We start from the raw sequence: 15,730 nt of genomic DNA, 5'->3' as shown, positions 1-15,730 counted from the left end.
CGTTCCGTTTCGCTTTTTCGACAAGCGCATCGATCCGCTGTGTAAAACCGCTCGTCGCCTTCCTCTCGCAAAGATACTGCAGTAGCGCGCTCAATTCAGGTTCTTTTTCTTTACCCCAGTCACCGACATTATAAAACACCTTGACGCTTTTGTCATCAAGAAAAATACTGTCGTCAGCAGTACAGATATTGCGAAACTCGTACACCGGTAAGCCTTTGCCGAAAGGATCTTGCGTACAGATAAAGATGATATAGCTCTCTTTCAGTTCGGCATAGTTTTGTCCCCGCAGGAGATTGTCGACATCCATGAGGCTTTGGTAATAACGTGTGCATTTGGAAAGAAAAGGCGGGATCGACGTTTGTATTTCGATATCGAAGATACGGTCTGAATCGGAAACGTAGACGTCGAGGCGTATGCCCTTGCTTTTGTAAAACGGTGCGATCGTTTTTTGCAGCGAAGGATATTCGATATTGCCGACGTTGATATGCAGGAGCCGTTCGATGACACCTTTGCAGATCGATTTATTTTTCATAATTACACCGAACATAAAGTCGTCGGTAAAGGCGAGTTCTTCGACGGGTTTATGAGTATATTCCATTGGTACACCTTCGATTGTTGAGATAGTGCGGCAAACCGCTGCAATATATATCGTTTACAAAGCGATAAAATACGCGTTTTTTTAGGAAAATAAACGGAACTGCCCATCCTGCGTCACGGTCTCCGGTGAAATGCTATGTGCCGCAGTTTTCTGAGACCTGCAATCCGTGTGCAATGAGGGTGCCGTATTTCCTCACGTAAAAATCTAACCGAAATACCGCTGTCTTTTTTATTAAAACAGGTGTATACTGTTCTGAGAAAACGGGAGAAGCGTATGAAGTTTTTAGTCATATCCGATTTACACGGAAATATTTCGGCGCTCGAAAAACTCGACGGAGAGTTTAAAGCGGTCGATGCGGTTTTGTTCGGTGGAGATTTCGCTGCGTTTAAGCACTCGGAAACGGGGTTGCCCGCACTTGAAGCTTTGTGCAAAAAGCACGACGTCATCTTTTCCGTTATCGGAAACTGCGACGAACCGGATTTTTTACACGAAATCGAAAAAAAAGACATCAGCGTCGAAGGCGCGCTCGTCTACCACGACGGCATTTGCATCGCGGGAAGCGGCGGCGGCAGCAAGTTTACCGGTACGACGCCGAACGAACGAACGGAAGACGAACTCCTGTCGGATTTCGACGTCATCGAACGCGCTTCGGCAAAGAGCGGCGGCACGTGGAAAAATCTCATACTCATTTCCCACAATCCGCCGAAAGATACAAAGTGCGATGCGGTAAATCCGGCTTTGCACGCGGGCTCGCAAAAATTCCGCGAATTTATAGAACGGATAAAACCGCTCGCCGTTATTACCGGACATATTCACGAAGGGGCGGCGATCGATAAAATCGGAGCGACGACGGTGATCAACCCCGGTGCACTCCTCGACGGAAATTATGCCGTTATGGAAATCGCCGAAAACGACGGCGAGTGGAGCGTCGCAGACGCGGAACTTCGAAAGACGGAGCGATAGCGGCGATCCTGTGGAAACGAAAAATTAACAATTATTAAATTCGATTTCAGGTTCAATCAACATACTCCGGTGCGGTATGTGAGACAAGATCCCGCACGAAAAAACTCGAATTTTCCGATCATCTGCGTTATTCGCTCGATGCGATTCGGAAGCCCATGTAAGTATAGGATTCGTTCGGATCGAATGCGTAGCGATCGCCCGCGTTGATAAAGGGTGTGTATTCCGAAACGCTTCCGCCGCGGCTTACGCGCTTTGAACCGTATGCGGGGCCTGTATACCGTGCTCCCTTTTTTTGCTCCGTATAATCGGCAAACCAATCCCAGCAGAACTCGAGCACGTTGCCGCTCATATCGTATATGCCGCTTCCGTTTGCATTGCCCGATCCGGGAGCAGGCGGCGCTTCCGGCGTAAATACCGTGCCTGCCGTTCCGACGATCCGAGGAGCATCCGCATTGCTGCAGTCCCATGCGACAAGCGACGCGTCATCTCTCCCTTCACCCCCCGTTTCGCCGCTCGCCTTATCGCCTCGCTGCATGCCGCTTTTCGTTATACGGGCGGCGTACTCCCATTCGGCTTCCGTCGGCAGCCTATAGCCGTCGGCGTTCCAGTCGCATACGGACAGGTCGCACGAAGCGGTATCGGTCGAATCGCGCAGCACTTTTCCTTTATACGAATAGCACGGCGTTTTATTTTCGATTTCGCTGAGCGCATTGCACCACACGATCGCATCGTACCAATTTATCGCCGTAACCGGAAAATATTTATCTTCGTCCGTCGGCTCTCCGCCGCGTCTGCCTTCCGAGCCGCCCTGTCCGGGGTTTGCAAAAACATAGCCGCGCCCTTCCGCGTCTATACGCACGGCGTACCAAAGCGCGTATGTCGTTTCGAATTTATTGATTTTAAACGGCAAAACGGTACGTTCGGCCGTATAGGTTTGACTGTTTTCGCCGATGATGAAAGTATGGACGGCGTTTCCGTCGGTCGGCCGCGTCATATCGAGGCCGCCGAATGTATCGCTTCCGCCCTTCGCGCAGAGCGGAAATGCCGTACAAAAAATTACTGAAATCAGTACGATAGCATATTTTTTCATAAGTTCTCCAAAAGAAAACGCTCAAGCGATTTTTGCATCCCACCTCAGCGACGACGATATTTCGGACGGCGTTTTTTTATCATATCTTCTCGTTATTAAAATATAAAAAATTACGAAAGGTTTCAACGTAATTCGATTCGCCGAATGAACCTGCAGGCCGAGCGCGGATGCGGTGCCGATTATTTTTTTATCGACGTGCGATCGCGGAGCATGAGCGCCGTAAGAATCGTCGTTAAAATACAGCCGCCGGAAATGACGAACATGCCGACCCACCCGTTGCTTGAAAACGGCAGCGGTACGTTCATACCGAAAAAGCTCGTGATAAACGTCGGCACCATGAGCACGAGGTTGATGACGGTGAGGCGTTTCATACTGACGTTCAAATTGTTCGAAATGACCGACGTAAAAGTGTCCATAAGACCCGCGAGGATATTGTTGTAGGTTTCGGCCATACCGATCGCCTGCTTGTTGTCGATGTCGACATCGTCGAGCCAATCGTAATCGTCTTCGTCGAGATTTAATAATTTCGTTCTGCGAAGTTTTTGCAGCAAAAGCTGATTGCTTGTAAGAGATGTCGTAAAATATTCGAGAGACTTTTGCAAATTGAGAAGCTTGACGATTTCTTTGTTTTCGATCGGTCCCTGCAGTTCGCGCTGCATGGCGGTCGTCTGACGATTTATTTCTTTGAGATAACGCAAAAACGTCGTGTCGGCGCGGCTCATCAGTTTGATGATAAAAGCCGGAAAATCGTCGAGCGTGATCCCTTTTACCTGTCCCGACGCGATACCGCCGAGTATGTCGCAACTTGAAGAACAGATCGTGATGATCGTATTTCCTTCGATCACGATGCCGAGGGGAATCGTATAAAACGACACTTCCGCAGCCGCATCGTACACCGGCATCCGTATGATGACGAGCACGTACGAGTCTCCCTCTTCGATGCGCGAAAGTTCGTCGGGGTCGAGGATATCGACGATGTGGTCGTAGTCTATACCGCAGCTCGTTTCGAGAAGTGAAGCGTCGATGCTCGAAACGTTGCGGGCGTCGACCCACGTGCGGTTTTCGGTATTCAATCGTTTTCCGGGGACGCGGACGAATTGTCCGTTTTTTTGCTGCCAATAAGAAATCATCGCGGGTGAAATCTTAGCAGAAAAAAGCGCAAAGCGCAATGAACGAAAATGCGGCAATATAAAATATTGTCTTTTCGGGCGATGCTGTGGTATAGTAATATGAGGGTATAAAATTATTATGAATAGTTTTATTATCATCGTTAATGCATACGGTTACATAATAATTACGGCACATAAGCAAAAGACTCTATGACAATAAAAGAATTTGAGAATACATATTGGTACATGAGTGAACTCAAAGCATTGGCGAAATCGCTTAAAATACCTGTTGATTCAAAAATACGAAAAGATCAACTTGAGGCGTTGATTATTCAATTTTTGAAAACCGGAACGGCGAATAAAAAAAATAGTTATCGGAGTAAAAGCCGGAATAGAGACATATTGAATAATCATACTTATGTTGAAAATTTTAGCAACAAAAAAGAAACATGGGCATTCATACACAGTGAAATGGATAAACGAGTTCGGGGATTAAAACCGAAATCGGGTGCAAAATATTGGCTTAATCGCTGGATTGAAGATAAACTTTTCCATGGTGAGAAAATAACTTATGATGATGTTATTTGTGAATATACTCGGTTAAACCAAATTGAAGGAAGGCTTCCGCAAATTCCATCCTGTAAATTTAATAACTTTATAAGTAATTATCTGGCAAATGAAAAAAATGCAACAAGAGAAGACGCTTTGGAAGCATGGAATAAGCTAAAAGATATGAAAGCGAAAAAAGATTATATAACGTGGAAAAAGAATAAAAATACATAAAAAATTTCATCTAATACCCGCTTCAACGCTGACAAACGGTACTATGCCCGTTTACAGGTTAAGCGAATGTGACGGCTTACCGAACCGCTTGGGGGATTAAAAAATGGATGACAATATTGATGAAACAAATGTAAATGAAAAAAATATCGATTACAGTAAGTTTGAAGAATCTTTTTTCGAAAATGTCAGAAAAGGAAAAAAGTATCAGCATTTTCTAAATCTCAGTTCTCAATTAGATTGTATGCTTATTCGAAGTATTTTAGCTTCAATTAAAATTCCAACTTATGTTGAAGGTGAAAATATAAATAAAATTTATGGAGGTACTTCAACTTTTATAACTACTGTCTTTAAAATAAAGTTATACATTTTGATCGATGACTACGATGAGGCATTTATAGTTGTAAAAGACTATATTAAAAAGAAACTGGAATCCCTTTCTTCTCGAAAAGGGAAAGATACATATTTAAAGGCTTTTGGAATACTTTCTGCCCCTTATATAATTTCAAATTCCCAAGAAATACTCGGTATTTCAATTATGAGTAAAAAAACAATGGACGAAAAACCGAAAGAAAATATTTTTTTTCAAATTTTTAATGCTTTATTCGTGCGGAGAGTTTAATACCCCGACACTCTGCGCCGGGGTTGTTGATTCAAAAAAGAGTAGTTTGAATTTTAAGCGAAGAAAAACAGCTGTAGTATGATTCAGACTGTAAGGATGGTTTCGGTTCGGTGCCGCTTTCGTTTGCTCTTGCAAAAGATATCCCAATGCCAGTAAAACTCAGGTCCGGCAGTGGGTGTTTCCCCAAGCTCGCCGATGCGTAACAAAAAAACCGACGAGCAGGGACGGTATCATATCGATCCTTCGGTTATTCAGCGTACTCCACATGAAGCTGTTGATTTATTCCGGCTGATATTTGAAGGTAGCAAAGATGTTACTTTCTTTTTTTGTCATTTTAGACTGAAAATTGGTAATTTTTATGATATAATGAGGATGGGGCGAAAGGGGGTTAGGTTGATGCCTTTGGCGCTCAGAAGAGAAAGAAAATTTTTGTTCATACTGTGAAAAAATAAAATTCTATTCTAGTAAAGACAAAAAAACGACAGTTATTTTGACCGTGACCGCGAAAATAATAAGGAGATAAATTAAGATGAAGGTAAAAAAATCTTATAAACTAAATACAATTGTTTTTGCTTTGATATTAATTATTGTAAGCGCTATCTTATTATATATTACCTATAATTATATACAGGACCCAATTGCTATTGAAATATGCAAATCAATTGCTTATTCTATAATTACTGCTGCTTTGTTCACAATTATAAAAAGAAATCATTTTGAGGAAACATTGCGAACCTTGCTTGAGAAAAATCTTCCTTTTTTAGATAGACTTGAAAAAAAAGGATTAGAAGGTTTTGAATCAGGTTTTCCACTAAAAAACGATATTTATGAAAAGAATTTTATCGAAAGCGAAATCGTTACAGTAATAATGAATGATAGTAAAAGATTTTTTGCTAATAATGTTGAATTATTCAGAAAAAGATTTAATCAAAGTTATAAAACGACAAGATTTATTTTATTGGATCCTGATGCAACGGACTCAATTTCTGTGTTAACAAGGAAAAATGATCATGAAGGAGATTATTACATAAATAAAATTAATGAATTTATTAAGGAACTGAAGAAAGAGTCTATAAATAGGGATCATAAATTAGAAATTTACACACAAAATTTATATACAACTATGGCCGTTATTTTAATGGATGATTATGCAATGATAAGTTTATACAGAATATCACCGGGACAAGACGAGGTTCCCCATTTAGTATTTAAAAAAAACGAATATGATAATTGTGAGTATGAAAAAATAAGAAAGGATGTCGAACGATTATTGAAACATGGAAAAATTCGATAATTTAAAAAGTGTTATGAATAACTATAGTTTTTCATAACAAGAAAATGCCAACACCCGCTTCAACCTGACATTGCGGACGAACCGCAAATGCAGGTTAGACGGATGCCTTACGGCACGATAAACTGTAACTTTGAAAAATGGTGTATATTTTTATAAATTAAAGCTTAAAACCCAAATTAATAGCTTGGTTTTTTGAATAAAGTTTATTATTATAATGGCTATTTGAGTAAGGAAAAACAAACTTTTATCTAAGTGTTTTTTAACTTGTTAAGGGGATATAAATGAGAAAAATGATTAGAATTTGTGTTATATTTTTAAGTTGTATTATACTACCTGGCATTATTGGAGGTCTTACTAATTTAATAAATTCTATTGTAAGTCCGGACTACTTTATTAAAATAATGCATTGGGAAAGTATAAAAAATATTATACAAACAGCGATAGCTCAAGGTATATATCAAGGAATAATACAGGGAATGTTTTTTTCATTAGTATTTTCTTGTGTTTATATTATTTCAAACAAAGCAGAATTAGCTGTTGTTTCAAGCATAAAATGGATTTTATTTATGGGTCTTATAACAATCGCACTTTGGGTGCTAGGTGGAATTATTGCGATATTATTATCAGTTCTCAGTCCTGAATTTTATAAAAAAACATTTATTGGAGTTCCGGATGAATTTGGAGCAATGATACGCTATGCATGGGTAGGAGGCTCAATTTGGGGCGTTTCTTTTGGTGGAATATTAGTAATGATAATCGGTACAATAATGTTTAGAAATAATTATAAACAGATTAAAGATAAAAAATATTAAAAATCGTCTAACACCCGCTTCAACACCGGCAAACGGGACTATGCCCGTTTACAGCTTAGGCGAATGTTATACGTACAGCGTACTGCGCTGGAAGGAATAAAATGAAAAGTAAAGAAGTAATAATTGAACAGCAGAAAGATTTTATTCAGGATATAAAAAACAAAACTTCAGAATTTATAAATTCAGTGGATAAAGCAGAAATCGAAGCTATTCTTCTTTCCGGAAGTGTTTCCCGTGGTGATTTTTTTCCTGCAAAAAAAGAAAACGGTGAATATAATGGAATGGTCGATTTAATCGTAATGCGCAAAAAGGGAAGTAATATAAAAGCAGAAGATATTTTCGGTCCAGACCAGGATCCACCAATTCCATATCATTGTGTAAAAATTGATAATGTCTGGTTTGCCGTTTTATTTACAGATTTTATAGACACAAACAAATTTTCGCAGTATGAAGAACCAAGGAAATTTTCTGTATTGGAATCTCAGATTTTGTATGATCATAATAATTCCTATAAAAATGAACTTGGAAAAATAAATCAGTTTATAATAAAAGAGGAATTAAAAAATAATCTGAATAATTCATTGGGCTACATTCATTATCTCATTTCTGATTATAAAAAAGACCGCTGGTATCGCCGTGATGCATTTATTCAACTACATGAAAATCTGAATACTGCAATACGTGCCGGAATCCGTTCTTTGTTTTATTTGAATGGTTTTTATTCTCCTGCAGAAGATCGGGCAATTTATTATTCGCACAGTTTGCAAAAGTTGCCTAAAAATTATTCAGAGTTGATTTTACAGGTTTGTAATCAAAATACAGATTCAGAAGAAGATTATTTCAGACGGGAAAAACTCTTCATGGGAAAAATAGTAGGATTTATAGAAATTGCTAAAGGCTGTTAATTATCGGAATTGTTGTGGAAAATATTGTATTGAATATTTGGATTGAAATGAAGAAAGGCGTAAAAGTCCGACTAACATCTAAAAATTTATATAATTCTGATGAAAAATATATTTTGATTATGGAAATAGCTGAAAATGGAAATATCAGATGTATAAACTTAATTGTAAAAGGTCGGAAAGTATTTGATGCTTCTGAAAAATGCGTAGATTTTGGTGATGCCTATCCTACAGTAACGGAGTATGGTAAAATTATGATTACTAAGCAATTTATAAATGCTTGGTTAGAATAAACGTATAACACAGTTTTCAAAGCCGACAAAACCTTTGTCACGGAAACTTGCGGTTACAAGTTCCGCGCCAACCCTGCGGCACGTTTTTGTGGTTTAAAACAATTGTTAGGTTGACAAGATTTAATACAATAAGGAATACGCAATTGAGCAAAATTATAATAGCTTTACTACAATTAATGCCGGGAAACTCTCTTGTTGAAAATATGCATATCGGTATAGCAGCTTGTCGCAAGGCAAAAAATATGGGGGCAGATATAGCATTATTTCCTGAAATGTGGAGTATCGGTTACGAAATACCTGAAACTGTAAATGAATTAAAGACTAAAGCAATTAATAAAAATGATACGTTTATACGTTCATTCTCGGATTTAGCGAAAGAATTACAAATGGCTATCGGCATAACATTTCTTGAAAAGTATGAGCCGTTACCAAGAAACAGTATATGTCTGTTTGATAGATTTGGAAAAGAACTATATACCTATGCAAAAGTACATACATGTTCTTTTGGAAATGAAAAAGCTTTAATGCCCGGTAATGACTTTTATGTATCTGCATTAGATACAGAGCATGGTTGTGTAAAAATAGGTTCAATGATTTGTTATGATAGAGAATTTCCTGAGAGTGCACGAATACTCATGCTCAAAGGTGCAGAAATAATACTTGTTCCGAATGCATGTCCAATGGAAATTAATAGAATTTCACAATTAAGAGCAAGAGCATTTGAAAATATGGTTGGCGTTGCAACTGTTAATTATCCAAAAGGAAAACCTGATTGTAATGGTCATTCTACAGCATTTGACGGTATTGCCTATAATATTGATGAACCATATTCGCGAGATACATTAATAATAGAAGCCGGGGAAGAAGAAGGAATATATATGGCAACTTTTGATATAGAGGAATTAAGAAAGTATAGAAGTAGAGAAGTTCACGGCAACGCATACCGGCAGCCGACAAAATATAAGATTTTATTATCGGAAGAGAAACAAGAGCCGTTTATCCGTAAAGATTATAGAAAGTCAGCAAACTAACACCCGCTTTAGCGCTGACATTGCGGACAAGCCTTGTTGCAGGTTAAGCGGATGTTACATGGATGGTTGCCCTATGTGACAAACGTTTTTCATAAAAACGCAAGAACTTTATTCGTATCTGCACAAAAGAGTAAAAATTTGATATAGTAACTATCATGGGTGGATTACCAGCATTAAAACTTGAAGATATGAAAACTCTTTTTGACTATCAAAACTATACTTTTGGATTAAAGCCAGAGTTTATTTTTGATAATGGTGCTATTTTTAATGAAGATTGTATTGATTTCTTAAAAAAAATTAAAACAAACAGCATAAATACTGTTTTTGCAGATCCTCCTTATAACATAAAAAAAGCTTCATGGGATAATTTAGGAACTATTGACGAATATGTTGCTTGGTCTATATCTTGGATAAGAGAAGCTTCTAGAGTTTTAAAGGAAAATGGAACACTCTATATTTGTGGATTTACAGAAATTCTTGCTGATTTAAAACGTCCTGCCTTAGAATACTTTTATAAATGTAAATGGCTTATTTGGTGTTATGATAACAAAGCAAATTTAAGCAATGATTGGGGGCATAGCCACGAAAGCATTTTATGTTTAAGAAAATCAAAAGATTTTACATTTAACATTGACTCAATAAGAATTCCATATAATAAGCATACATTAAAATATCCAGAAAGAAACCAAAATGGAAAAAACAGTCAATACGGCGGAAGAGAGTGTAATAAAATTTGGACACCAAATCCTAACGGAGCAAAACCCAAAGATGTAATAAATATCCCTACCACTTGTAATGGAATGGAAGAAAAAACCAAACATCCTACTCAAAAACCAGAAGCCTTATTAAGGAAGCTTTTATTAGCGTCAACAAATGAAAATGAAATTATCGTTGATCCTTTTTCCGGATCCGGAACAACAGCCGTTGTTTCAATTGAATTGAATAGGAAATTTTTAGTCAGTGATAATTGTTCTGAATACAACAAAATAGCAAATAAACGTCTTCATAATTTGGAACATAAAACAATTAATGAATGGATTTTATTTGATAAAAAGACCGAAGAAAGGAGAAAAAGTATAAAATGACCTTATATAGTTTGCTCGAAAAAGTAGAAAACGATACAACTATGAAAGGTTTAACATGGTTTCTAGATATTGCAGATGAATATTTAAATTTTACAAATTTCGGGGAAGCTTTTACCCCTAATATTCAGGCAGATATTGTTTCTCAAAATGAAAGTAATTATCACTTTATTCAGTATAAAGATGACGGACATCATTGTGTTACAAGACCAATAAATTCAGATATTTTTCTAAAAGCAAAAGAATTTTCAACTGCCCGTAAGATATTTGAATATTCTCTACCCAACATAAAAGAAATCAAATATGATACTGATGCACGAAAAATAATAAATCAAATAATTTACACCTGTCAGCAATGTATTGGGTGTACATTAGATGCTCTAAACAATTCAAATAAAGCAAAAAAGAAAAATGGAAGCTATTTTGAAATTCTTATAAGAAACACAGTAAAAGCTTGTGGGATAAATATTGATGATAAAGACGAAGTTGTTTTATTACCGGATAGTAAAGAAACAATGAAATTTGAACATGATATTATACTGCTTAATTCTGAAAACGAAGAAAAAGCTATTGGTCAACTTAAAACATCTTCAAAAGACAGAATCGATAAAATTTTCTTAGATAAATATATGTATAATAAAATCAAAGAAGTAGATATTCCTCATTTTGCTATCTTTCTAAATGATGTACAGAGAAAAGAAAATAAAAACAAAGCCCTATATGGAGTTAATTCCACTTTCTTACCGGGACATTTCAAGGCATATACAGTTGCTTTAAATCCATTAGATGGAGTTTATTATTTAGATTTACGTCCGGCAATTACAAAAGACGCATTTTTAAATGAACAAATAAGAACCTTTGATAATTTTCTTGTAGAAGATATGTGGAAATTTATAAAATAAACTCACCTAACACCCGCTTCAGTCTGACATTGCTTTTGACAATGCATGTTAAGCGGCAGTTAGGTAGACACCATCGAGCAATAAGATAAAAGAAGGAGAAATAATTGTGGAAAGGAAAAAGAAAGAAATAAATTCAAGATGATAAATAAAGCCCCCCGCTTCGTAGCCGACAAACGGGACCGAGTCCGTTTACAGGTTAAGCGTTAGTTAGACGGACGCCCGCACAACGGCGCAAGGAAAGTAAACAATGAAAAAAATATTTTGTATATTATTTTTATTCTCAGCTATAGTAAGTTCAATTTTTGCAGATAAAAATCGTTTTTATGAAAATGGAAAAGTAATTGATACTATGAATGGAAAAGTGATAAAGCCGAATACGGGTGGGCTTTTGGCGGTTATCTGTCATCAAAACAGCCTGATTTTGTCCCTCCAAAAAATGCAGCTGAATTACAACAGTATTTATCATCTGTGGAATATTGGGATGAATATGAAAATAATAAAACAAACTATTATGTATTTAATTTTGATCTTCTGAACGGAAGATCCTGGCACGGTGGTGAAGATTCTGATATAGGCGAAGGTGGTAATTGGAAGACTCTTTCAAAAAATAAAGTTTACTTTCATACAAGTTATGTTATGGAATATGAGGAAGACAGTTCTTGGGAACTGGTTTTTAAGTTTGAAAAAGATGGTTCATTTAATTTATTCTTCCGGAAAAAGTATCAATTATTGTTACCCAGGATTTAGCAAAAAAAACTGGTCGCTATATTCTGTTACAAGTAAAGGAAATTACATAACTTATTATGCCGGAATTAAAGATTGGAGTCCTTATAATGTTAGATCGATCGAAGAAATAATTATGGAAGCTATAAGCTGGGGAATATCAGCAGATGGAACTTCTTACGAGAAAAATTATCATAAATATTGGAATCCAATAATGGAAGAACATCAGAAAAAAGCCGATGCTATGAAATAAGTATATGATAGCTTTTTTTTCGGCTCATCAAACGTTTCCGACAATCTTTCCCTGCCCATGTTTTTTTTACTTGAATCCGCCTTTTTTACCGCTCTCCTAAGAACCGCTTCCTGCCGGCATATCATAAAAATATAAAAAATTGTGCAAAAAACTTCCGCTTTTTGACACTCTGCGACGATTTATACTGTGATGAAAACGGACACCAGTATACGCGCGGCGGATATTGCCGCGTGCACCGATTTACATGCGGACGGAATGCTCTGTGCGATTTTACGACAGGCGCGTGTACTTTCCGCCGAAGAAATCGTTATCGGAAAAGCGGCCGTCACATTTAAAACGCACGGAGCGTTCTGTGAAAAGATGACTCTGCAGCCGCCTTTCGCGCGGCGCCTCGCCGACCATATAGCGTCCCTTGCGCATTTGGACGGAAGGACAAAATTGTGCGGCAGATTTATCCGCCGCGGTGTACATCCCTTTTTGCTATATACCGTCGTCGTACAGGGCGGTATCGTGCTTCGCATACCTGTTTGTCCGCGTGTTCTGCCGCCGCTTGAAGGGCTCGGCTTGTGCAGCGCACAGATAGAAGCGCTTCGAAAATTGAGCGCACAGCGAAGCGGTCTTATAATTTTCTGTTTGCCGGATGAACGCCGTATTTCGACGGCTGCAGTATCGATCTTTTCCGATATGCGGCGAACGGGAAAAGCGTTCTGCGTAAAACCGCCGTGCATACTGCACTTACACAGCGAAGAGAGCGTGAATACGGCGATCGAAACGGCGCGTACGGATACTCTTGTTTTCGCGTTGCTTGCCGCATCCGATGTCACGTCCGCTTTTATGCAGCTGAAAAAATATCGCGCTTCTTCCGGCGATATCGCGGGGCTTTTACGTTGTATTATCGCACACGAGCTTTTGTACGACGGAAGCGATATTCATTTGCTTTTCGACATTGCATTTCCGGCATGTCCGCTTAAAATAATATCAAACGGCGGATCGCCCGCTCCCGATACGGACGATTCGTTTACGCATTGTACGAATGTCGCCGCCGAAATACTTAAATCGCTGAAAAGGCATTCGCGTCTGCCGCGTACGGTAAAACCGGCCGTATCGGGTGAATCGATTGTAGCGTGCGGAAAGAAATTCATGCACGAGGCGGCAAGATGAAAAACAAATCGATAATCGGAACGGAAAGCGTAGCTGCGGCCGAAAAAACCGGATCGAAAAACGGATGCAGCGTGAAGGAAACCGACGGACTTCACGTTTTTGCAAAATTGAAATTCGCGTTCGCTGCGATGTGCGTTCTTTGCTTTGCACTTCCGCTCTATGCGCACACTCCGTACCGCATAAAGGGCGAAGTGTCCGTCGGTACGGATACGGCGTTTTACGAATATACGGGCATTGTGCTGACGTTTTACAATACAAGCAGACGCACGGTACGAAAATTTTTTGTCGTCGTCTTTTTAAGCGGAAGCGACGAAATGATTTCATTTTCGAACGAAAACCGTATCGTTTTCGAATGCGATGAAAACGTCGCTCCCCGTACTGCAGTACGGACGGAGTTCGGCCTCGACGACTATATTTCAGAAATGCAGGATGAAACGTATCACATCGATTTTTTATACGTGAGCAAAATAGAATACGACGGCGGCGGCGTTTGGGAAGATCCCTACGGTGTACATGCCGTAAGGCGCTAGGACATCTCGAAAAGCTCGCTTTTAGCGATTTCTTCAAGATTTCGATGAGTTGTAACTCGCCGTATTATCGCGAGTTACAACATCACATTTTCAAAGTTGCCTCTAAAAACTGCAGTTTTTAGAGGTTCCTACCAGTTTATTGTTTACCGCGCGTCTGCGACAACCGTATCGCCTGCGAGCTTGCCGAATACGACCGTATCCACGACGGCGTTTCCGCCCAAGCGGTTCGCACCGTGTATGCCTCCGGTGATTTCACCTGCAGCATACAAACCGGGAATAACTTTACCGTTCGTGCCGATAACGTGTCCGCTCGTGTCGATCGTAACGCCGCCCATCGTGTGGTGAACGCAGGCTTGTCTCGGAGTTGCAACCCACGGACCCTTCGTCAGCTTCGTCGAATAGAGCGTTCTGCCGAATTCGTCGCGGCCGGATTCAACGCTCGCATTGAACGTGTCGATCGTCGCTTGGAGCGTCGCAACATTCATACCGAGTTTTCCGGCGAGTTCTTCGAGCGTGTCGCCCTTGTAGATATAACCGTTCGATTCGAGATAGTCGAACGTAAAGCCGTCCGCGCTTCTCCAATCGGGATCTTTGATGTCTTTGTATTTGTCGCCGTCGCCGGATTCGAGCATGTAGAACACTTTATCGGGCTGTGCAAAAACCGCAAGACAGATATTGTCACGGCGGCCGCCTTCGTTCGTAAAGCGTTTGCCTTCTTTATTGATAAAGATAATCTGATCGGTGCCGTTGACGTCTCTCGGCGGATACTTCGTCAGCTGTCCGTCTTTTAAGTTGCCGAGATACAAAAGCTGGAGTTGTTCCATATCGGTGAGTGAAGCGCCGGCTGCGACCGCCATTTCGATACCGTCTCCCTGAGAGCACGAAAAGCGGTTCGTCGTCGCGACTTTGCTCAAGTCCTGCCATTTACCCGACGTATTGTACTTTTGCACCATCGCACCGTTTGCGGCAAAACCGCCGGTTGCGAGAATGACGCCGACCTTTGCCGAAAGGGTAAACTCGTTGCCGTTGCGGTCGACGCACACGACGCCGGTAACTCTGTCGCCGTCTTTTACGAGCGATTTACCCGTCGTTTCAACCATGATGGTAACATTATTCATCTTGGCGATGTTTTCAACATAGGTCGAAATAAAGCCCGTTCCCATCTTCATCGTACTGGTGTGCGTGCGCTCCCAAAGAGAACCCGCTCCCTGGCTGATGACGTCGGAAAAGCTCATGCCCAAATCGTCGATCCAGTTAAGCCCGTCGTATGCGTTGTAGCACAACACTTTGACGAGATTCAAATTACCGACCTTATCGCCGCCGTTCCATGTCTGCAGTGCAAACCATTCTTTCGAATCGAAGAGGTCGGTTCTGCCGCTCGCCTTATACGCGTTCCACTGCGAGCGCACCTGCGCTTGAAGCGCGGCGTGTTCACCGCTTTTCGGTGCTTCGGCGAGGGCCGCTTCGATCGTGCGTTTTACCGCATCGCCCATCGTCACTTTTTTCTGCAGCGCTTCATCGGGCGTATTGTAGATGGCACCGCACACGAGCGTGTCGCCGCCCACTTCACCGTTCTTTTCTACGA

At 40.0% G+C, this 15,730-nt stretch carries 18 protein-coding genes and 1 pseudogene; 15 read left to right on the top strand and 4 right to left on the bottom strand.

Annotated features, from left to right (window positions below; genetic code table 11):
• A partial coding sequence (locus tag HMPREF0860_RS05735; protein ID WP_021495585.1) for an Rpn family recombination-promoting nuclease/putative transposase occupies positions 1-598 on the bottom strand: 598 nt, incomplete at its 3' end.
• Between the two features lie 273 nt (positions 599-871).
• On the opposite strand from HMPREF0860_RS05735, the gene HMPREF0860_RS05730 reads away from it, so the two are divergent.
• Positions 872-1,561, top strand: a complete 690-nt coding sequence (locus tag HMPREF0860_RS05730) for a metallophosphoesterase (protein ID WP_021331665.1) — start codon at positions 872-874, stop codon at positions 1,559-1,561.
• 127 nt (positions 1,562-1,688) lie between these two features.
• On the opposite strand, the gene HMPREF0860_RS05725 is transcribed toward HMPREF0860_RS05730, so the two are convergent.
• Together HMPREF0860_RS05725 and HMPREF0860_RS05720 are read right to left on the bottom strand one after the other, a co-directional pair.
• Positions 1,689-2,651 carry a formylglycine-generating enzyme family protein gene (locus HMPREF0860_RS05725; protein WP_038082006.1) on the bottom strand — a complete coding sequence of 321 codons (963 nt, stop codon included), beginning with the start codon at positions 2,649-2,651 and terminating at the stop codon, positions 1,689-1,691.
• A gap of 179 nt (positions 2,652-2,830) precedes the next feature.
• On the bottom strand, positions 2,831-3,781 hold the full coding sequence (locus tag HMPREF0860_RS05720) for a magnesium transporter CorA family protein (RefSeq protein WP_021495584.1): 951 nt from the start codon (positions 3,779-3,781) through the stop codon (positions 2,831-2,833).
• Between the two features lie 189 nt (positions 3,782-3,970).
• On the opposite strand from HMPREF0860_RS05720, the gene HMPREF0860_RS05715 reads away from it, so the two are divergent.
• The 14 genes and pseudogenes from HMPREF0860_RS05715 (at position 3,971) to HMPREF0860_RS05650 (ending at position 14,145) form a co-directional block, all read left to right on the top strand.
• Complete coding sequence (locus tag HMPREF0860_RS05715; RefSeq protein ID WP_021331667.1) at positions 3,971-4,543, top strand: SAP domain-containing protein; 573 nt, start codon at positions 3,971-3,973, stop codon at positions 4,541-4,543.
• Positions 4,544-4,646: 103 nt separating this feature from the next.
• Positions 4,647-5,162: a hypothetical protein gene (locus HMPREF0860_RS05710; protein WP_021495583.1), complete on the top strand. Its 516-nt coding sequence runs from the start codon at positions 4,647-4,649 to the stop codon at positions 5,160-5,162.
• Between the two features lie 77 nt (positions 5,163-5,239).
• Positions 5,240-5,438: pseudogene (locus HMPREF0860_RS14105) on the top strand (integron integrase); the annotation flags it as partial.
• Between the two features lie 253 nt (positions 5,439-5,691).
• Positions 5,692-6,456 (top strand): hypothetical protein, encoded by a 765-nt coding sequence (locus tag HMPREF0860_RS05700; protein WP_021331666.1) that lies wholly within the window; start codon positions 5,692-5,694, stop codon positions 6,454-6,456.
• 281 nt (positions 6,457-6,737) lie between these two features.
• Positions 6,738-7,268: a hypothetical protein gene (locus HMPREF0860_RS05695; RefSeq protein ID WP_010697544.1), complete on the top strand. Its 531-nt coding sequence runs from the start codon at positions 6,738-6,740 to the stop codon at positions 7,266-7,268.
• A gap of 101 nt (positions 7,269-7,369) precedes the next feature.
• Positions 7,370-8,173, top strand: coding sequence for a hypothetical protein (locus HMPREF0860_RS05690; protein WP_021495582.1), 804 nt, complete (start codon positions 7,370-7,372; stop codon positions 8,171-8,173).
• Between the two features lie 14 nt (positions 8,174-8,187).
• Complete coding sequence (locus tag HMPREF0860_RS05685) at positions 8,188-8,463, top strand: hypothetical protein (RefSeq protein WP_038082269.1); 276 nt, start codon at positions 8,188-8,190, stop codon at positions 8,461-8,463.
• Between the two features lie 143 nt (positions 8,464-8,606).
• Entirely contained in the window at positions 8,607-9,494 is an 888-nt protein-coding gene (locus tag HMPREF0860_RS05680) for a carbon-nitrogen hydrolase family protein (protein WP_038082268.1), read from the top strand.
• Between the two features lie 155 nt (positions 9,495-9,649).
• Entirely contained in the window at positions 9,650-10,579 is a 930-nt protein-coding gene (locus tag HMPREF0860_RS05675) for a DNA-methyltransferase (RefSeq protein ID WP_021495581.1), read from the top strand.
• A 41-nt stretch (positions 10,580-10,620) separates the two neighbouring features.
• Positions 10,621-11,478 (top strand): hypothetical protein, encoded by an 858-nt coding sequence (locus tag HMPREF0860_RS05670; RefSeq protein WP_156001996.1) that lies wholly within the window; start codon positions 10,621-10,623, stop codon positions 11,476-11,478.
• A 247-nt stretch (positions 11,479-11,725) separates the two neighbouring features.
• Positions 11,726-12,013, top strand: a complete 288-nt coding sequence (locus HMPREF0860_RS05665) for a hypothetical protein (RefSeq protein WP_021495588.1) — start codon at positions 11,726-11,728, stop codon at positions 12,011-12,013.
• 108 nt (positions 12,014-12,121) lie between these two features.
• The gene (locus HMPREF0860_RS05660; RefSeq protein WP_156005596.1) at positions 12,122-12,454 is read left to right on the top strand and encodes a hypothetical protein; all 333 of its coding nucleotides are present in this window, start codon (positions 12,122-12,124) and stop codon (positions 12,452-12,454) included.
• A gap of 189 nt (positions 12,455-12,643) precedes the next feature.
• The gene (locus HMPREF0860_RS05655; protein ID WP_021330224.1) at positions 12,644-13,615 is read left to right on the top strand and encodes a hypothetical protein; all 972 of its coding nucleotides are present in this window, start codon (positions 12,644-12,646) and stop codon (positions 13,613-13,615) included.
• Positions 13,612-14,145, top strand: coding sequence for a hypothetical protein (locus tag HMPREF0860_RS05650; protein ID WP_021330225.1), 534 nt, complete (start codon positions 13,612-13,614; stop codon positions 14,143-14,145). Before HMPREF0860_RS05655 ends, HMPREF0860_RS05650 begins: the two co-directional genes overlap by 4 nt.
• Before the next feature lie 143 nt (positions 14,146-14,288).
• Here the strand turns inward: HMPREF0860_RS05650 and HMPREF0860_RS05645 are convergent.
• Positions 14,289-15,730 (bottom strand): FAD-dependent oxidoreductase (locus HMPREF0860_RS05645; protein ID WP_021495587.1); only part of this gene is annotated, 1,442 nt, incomplete at its 5' end.

This window comes from Treponema socranskii subsp. socranskii VPI DR56BR1116 = ATCC 35536 (assembly GCF_000468115.1).
Classification (GTDB): Bacteria; Spirochaetota; Spirochaetia; order Treponematales; family Treponemataceae; genus Treponema_D; species Treponema_D socranskii.
This window is presented reverse-complemented; position numbering and strand designations above follow the sequence as displayed.

Coding starts and splice junctions, on each gene's coding strand:
- HMPREF0860_RS05725 (WP_038082006.1), bottom strand. CDS start 2,651: ATGAAAAAATATGCTATCGTACTGATTTCAGTAATTTTTTGTACGGCA.
- HMPREF0860_RS05695 (WP_010697544.1), top strand. CDS start 6,738: ATGAGAAAAATGATTAGAATTTGTGTTATATTTTTAAGTTGTATTATA.
- HMPREF0860_RS05715 (WP_021331667.1), top strand. CDS start 3,971: ATGACAATAAAAGAATTTGAGAATACATATTGGTACATGAGTGAACTC.
- HMPREF0860_RS05690 (WP_021495582.1), top strand. CDS start 7,370: ATGAAAAGTAAAGAAGTAATAATTGAACAGCAGAAAGATTTTATTCAG.
- HMPREF0860_RS05650 (WP_021330225.1), top strand. CDS start 13,612: ATGAAAAACAAATCGATAATCGGAACGGAAAGCGTAGCTGCGGCCGAA.
- HMPREF0860_RS05660 (WP_156005596.1), top strand. CDS start 12,122: ATGAGGAAGACAGTTCTTGGGAACTGGTTTTTAAGTTTGAAAAAGATG.
- HMPREF0860_RS05670 (WP_156001996.1), top strand. CDS start 10,621: ATGAAAGGTTTAACATGGTTTCTAGATATTGCAGATGAATATTTAAAT.
- HMPREF0860_RS05720 (WP_021495584.1), bottom strand. CDS start 3,781: ATGATTTCTTATTGGCAGCAAAAAAACGGACAATTCGTCCGCGTCCCC.
- HMPREF0860_RS05700 (WP_021331666.1), top strand. CDS start 5,692: ATGAAGGTAAAAAAATCTTATAAACTAAATACAATTGTTTTTGCTTTG.
- HMPREF0860_RS05730 (WP_021331665.1), top strand. CDS start 872: ATGAAGTTTTTAGTCATATCCGATTTACACGGAAATATTTCGGCGCTC.
- HMPREF0860_RS05675 (WP_021495581.1), top strand. CDS start 9,650: ATGGGTGGATTACCAGCATTAAAACTTGAAGATATGAAAACTCTTTTT.
- HMPREF0860_RS05655 (WP_021330224.1), top strand. CDS start 12,644: ATGAAAACGGACACCAGTATACGCGCGGCGGATATTGCCGCGTGCACC.
- HMPREF0860_RS05710 (WP_021495583.1), top strand. CDS start 4,647: ATGGATGACAATATTGATGAAACAAATGTAAATGAAAAAAATATCGAT.
- HMPREF0860_RS05665 (WP_021495588.1), top strand. CDS start 11,726: ATGAAAAAAATATTTTGTATATTATTTTTATTCTCAGCTATAGTAAGT.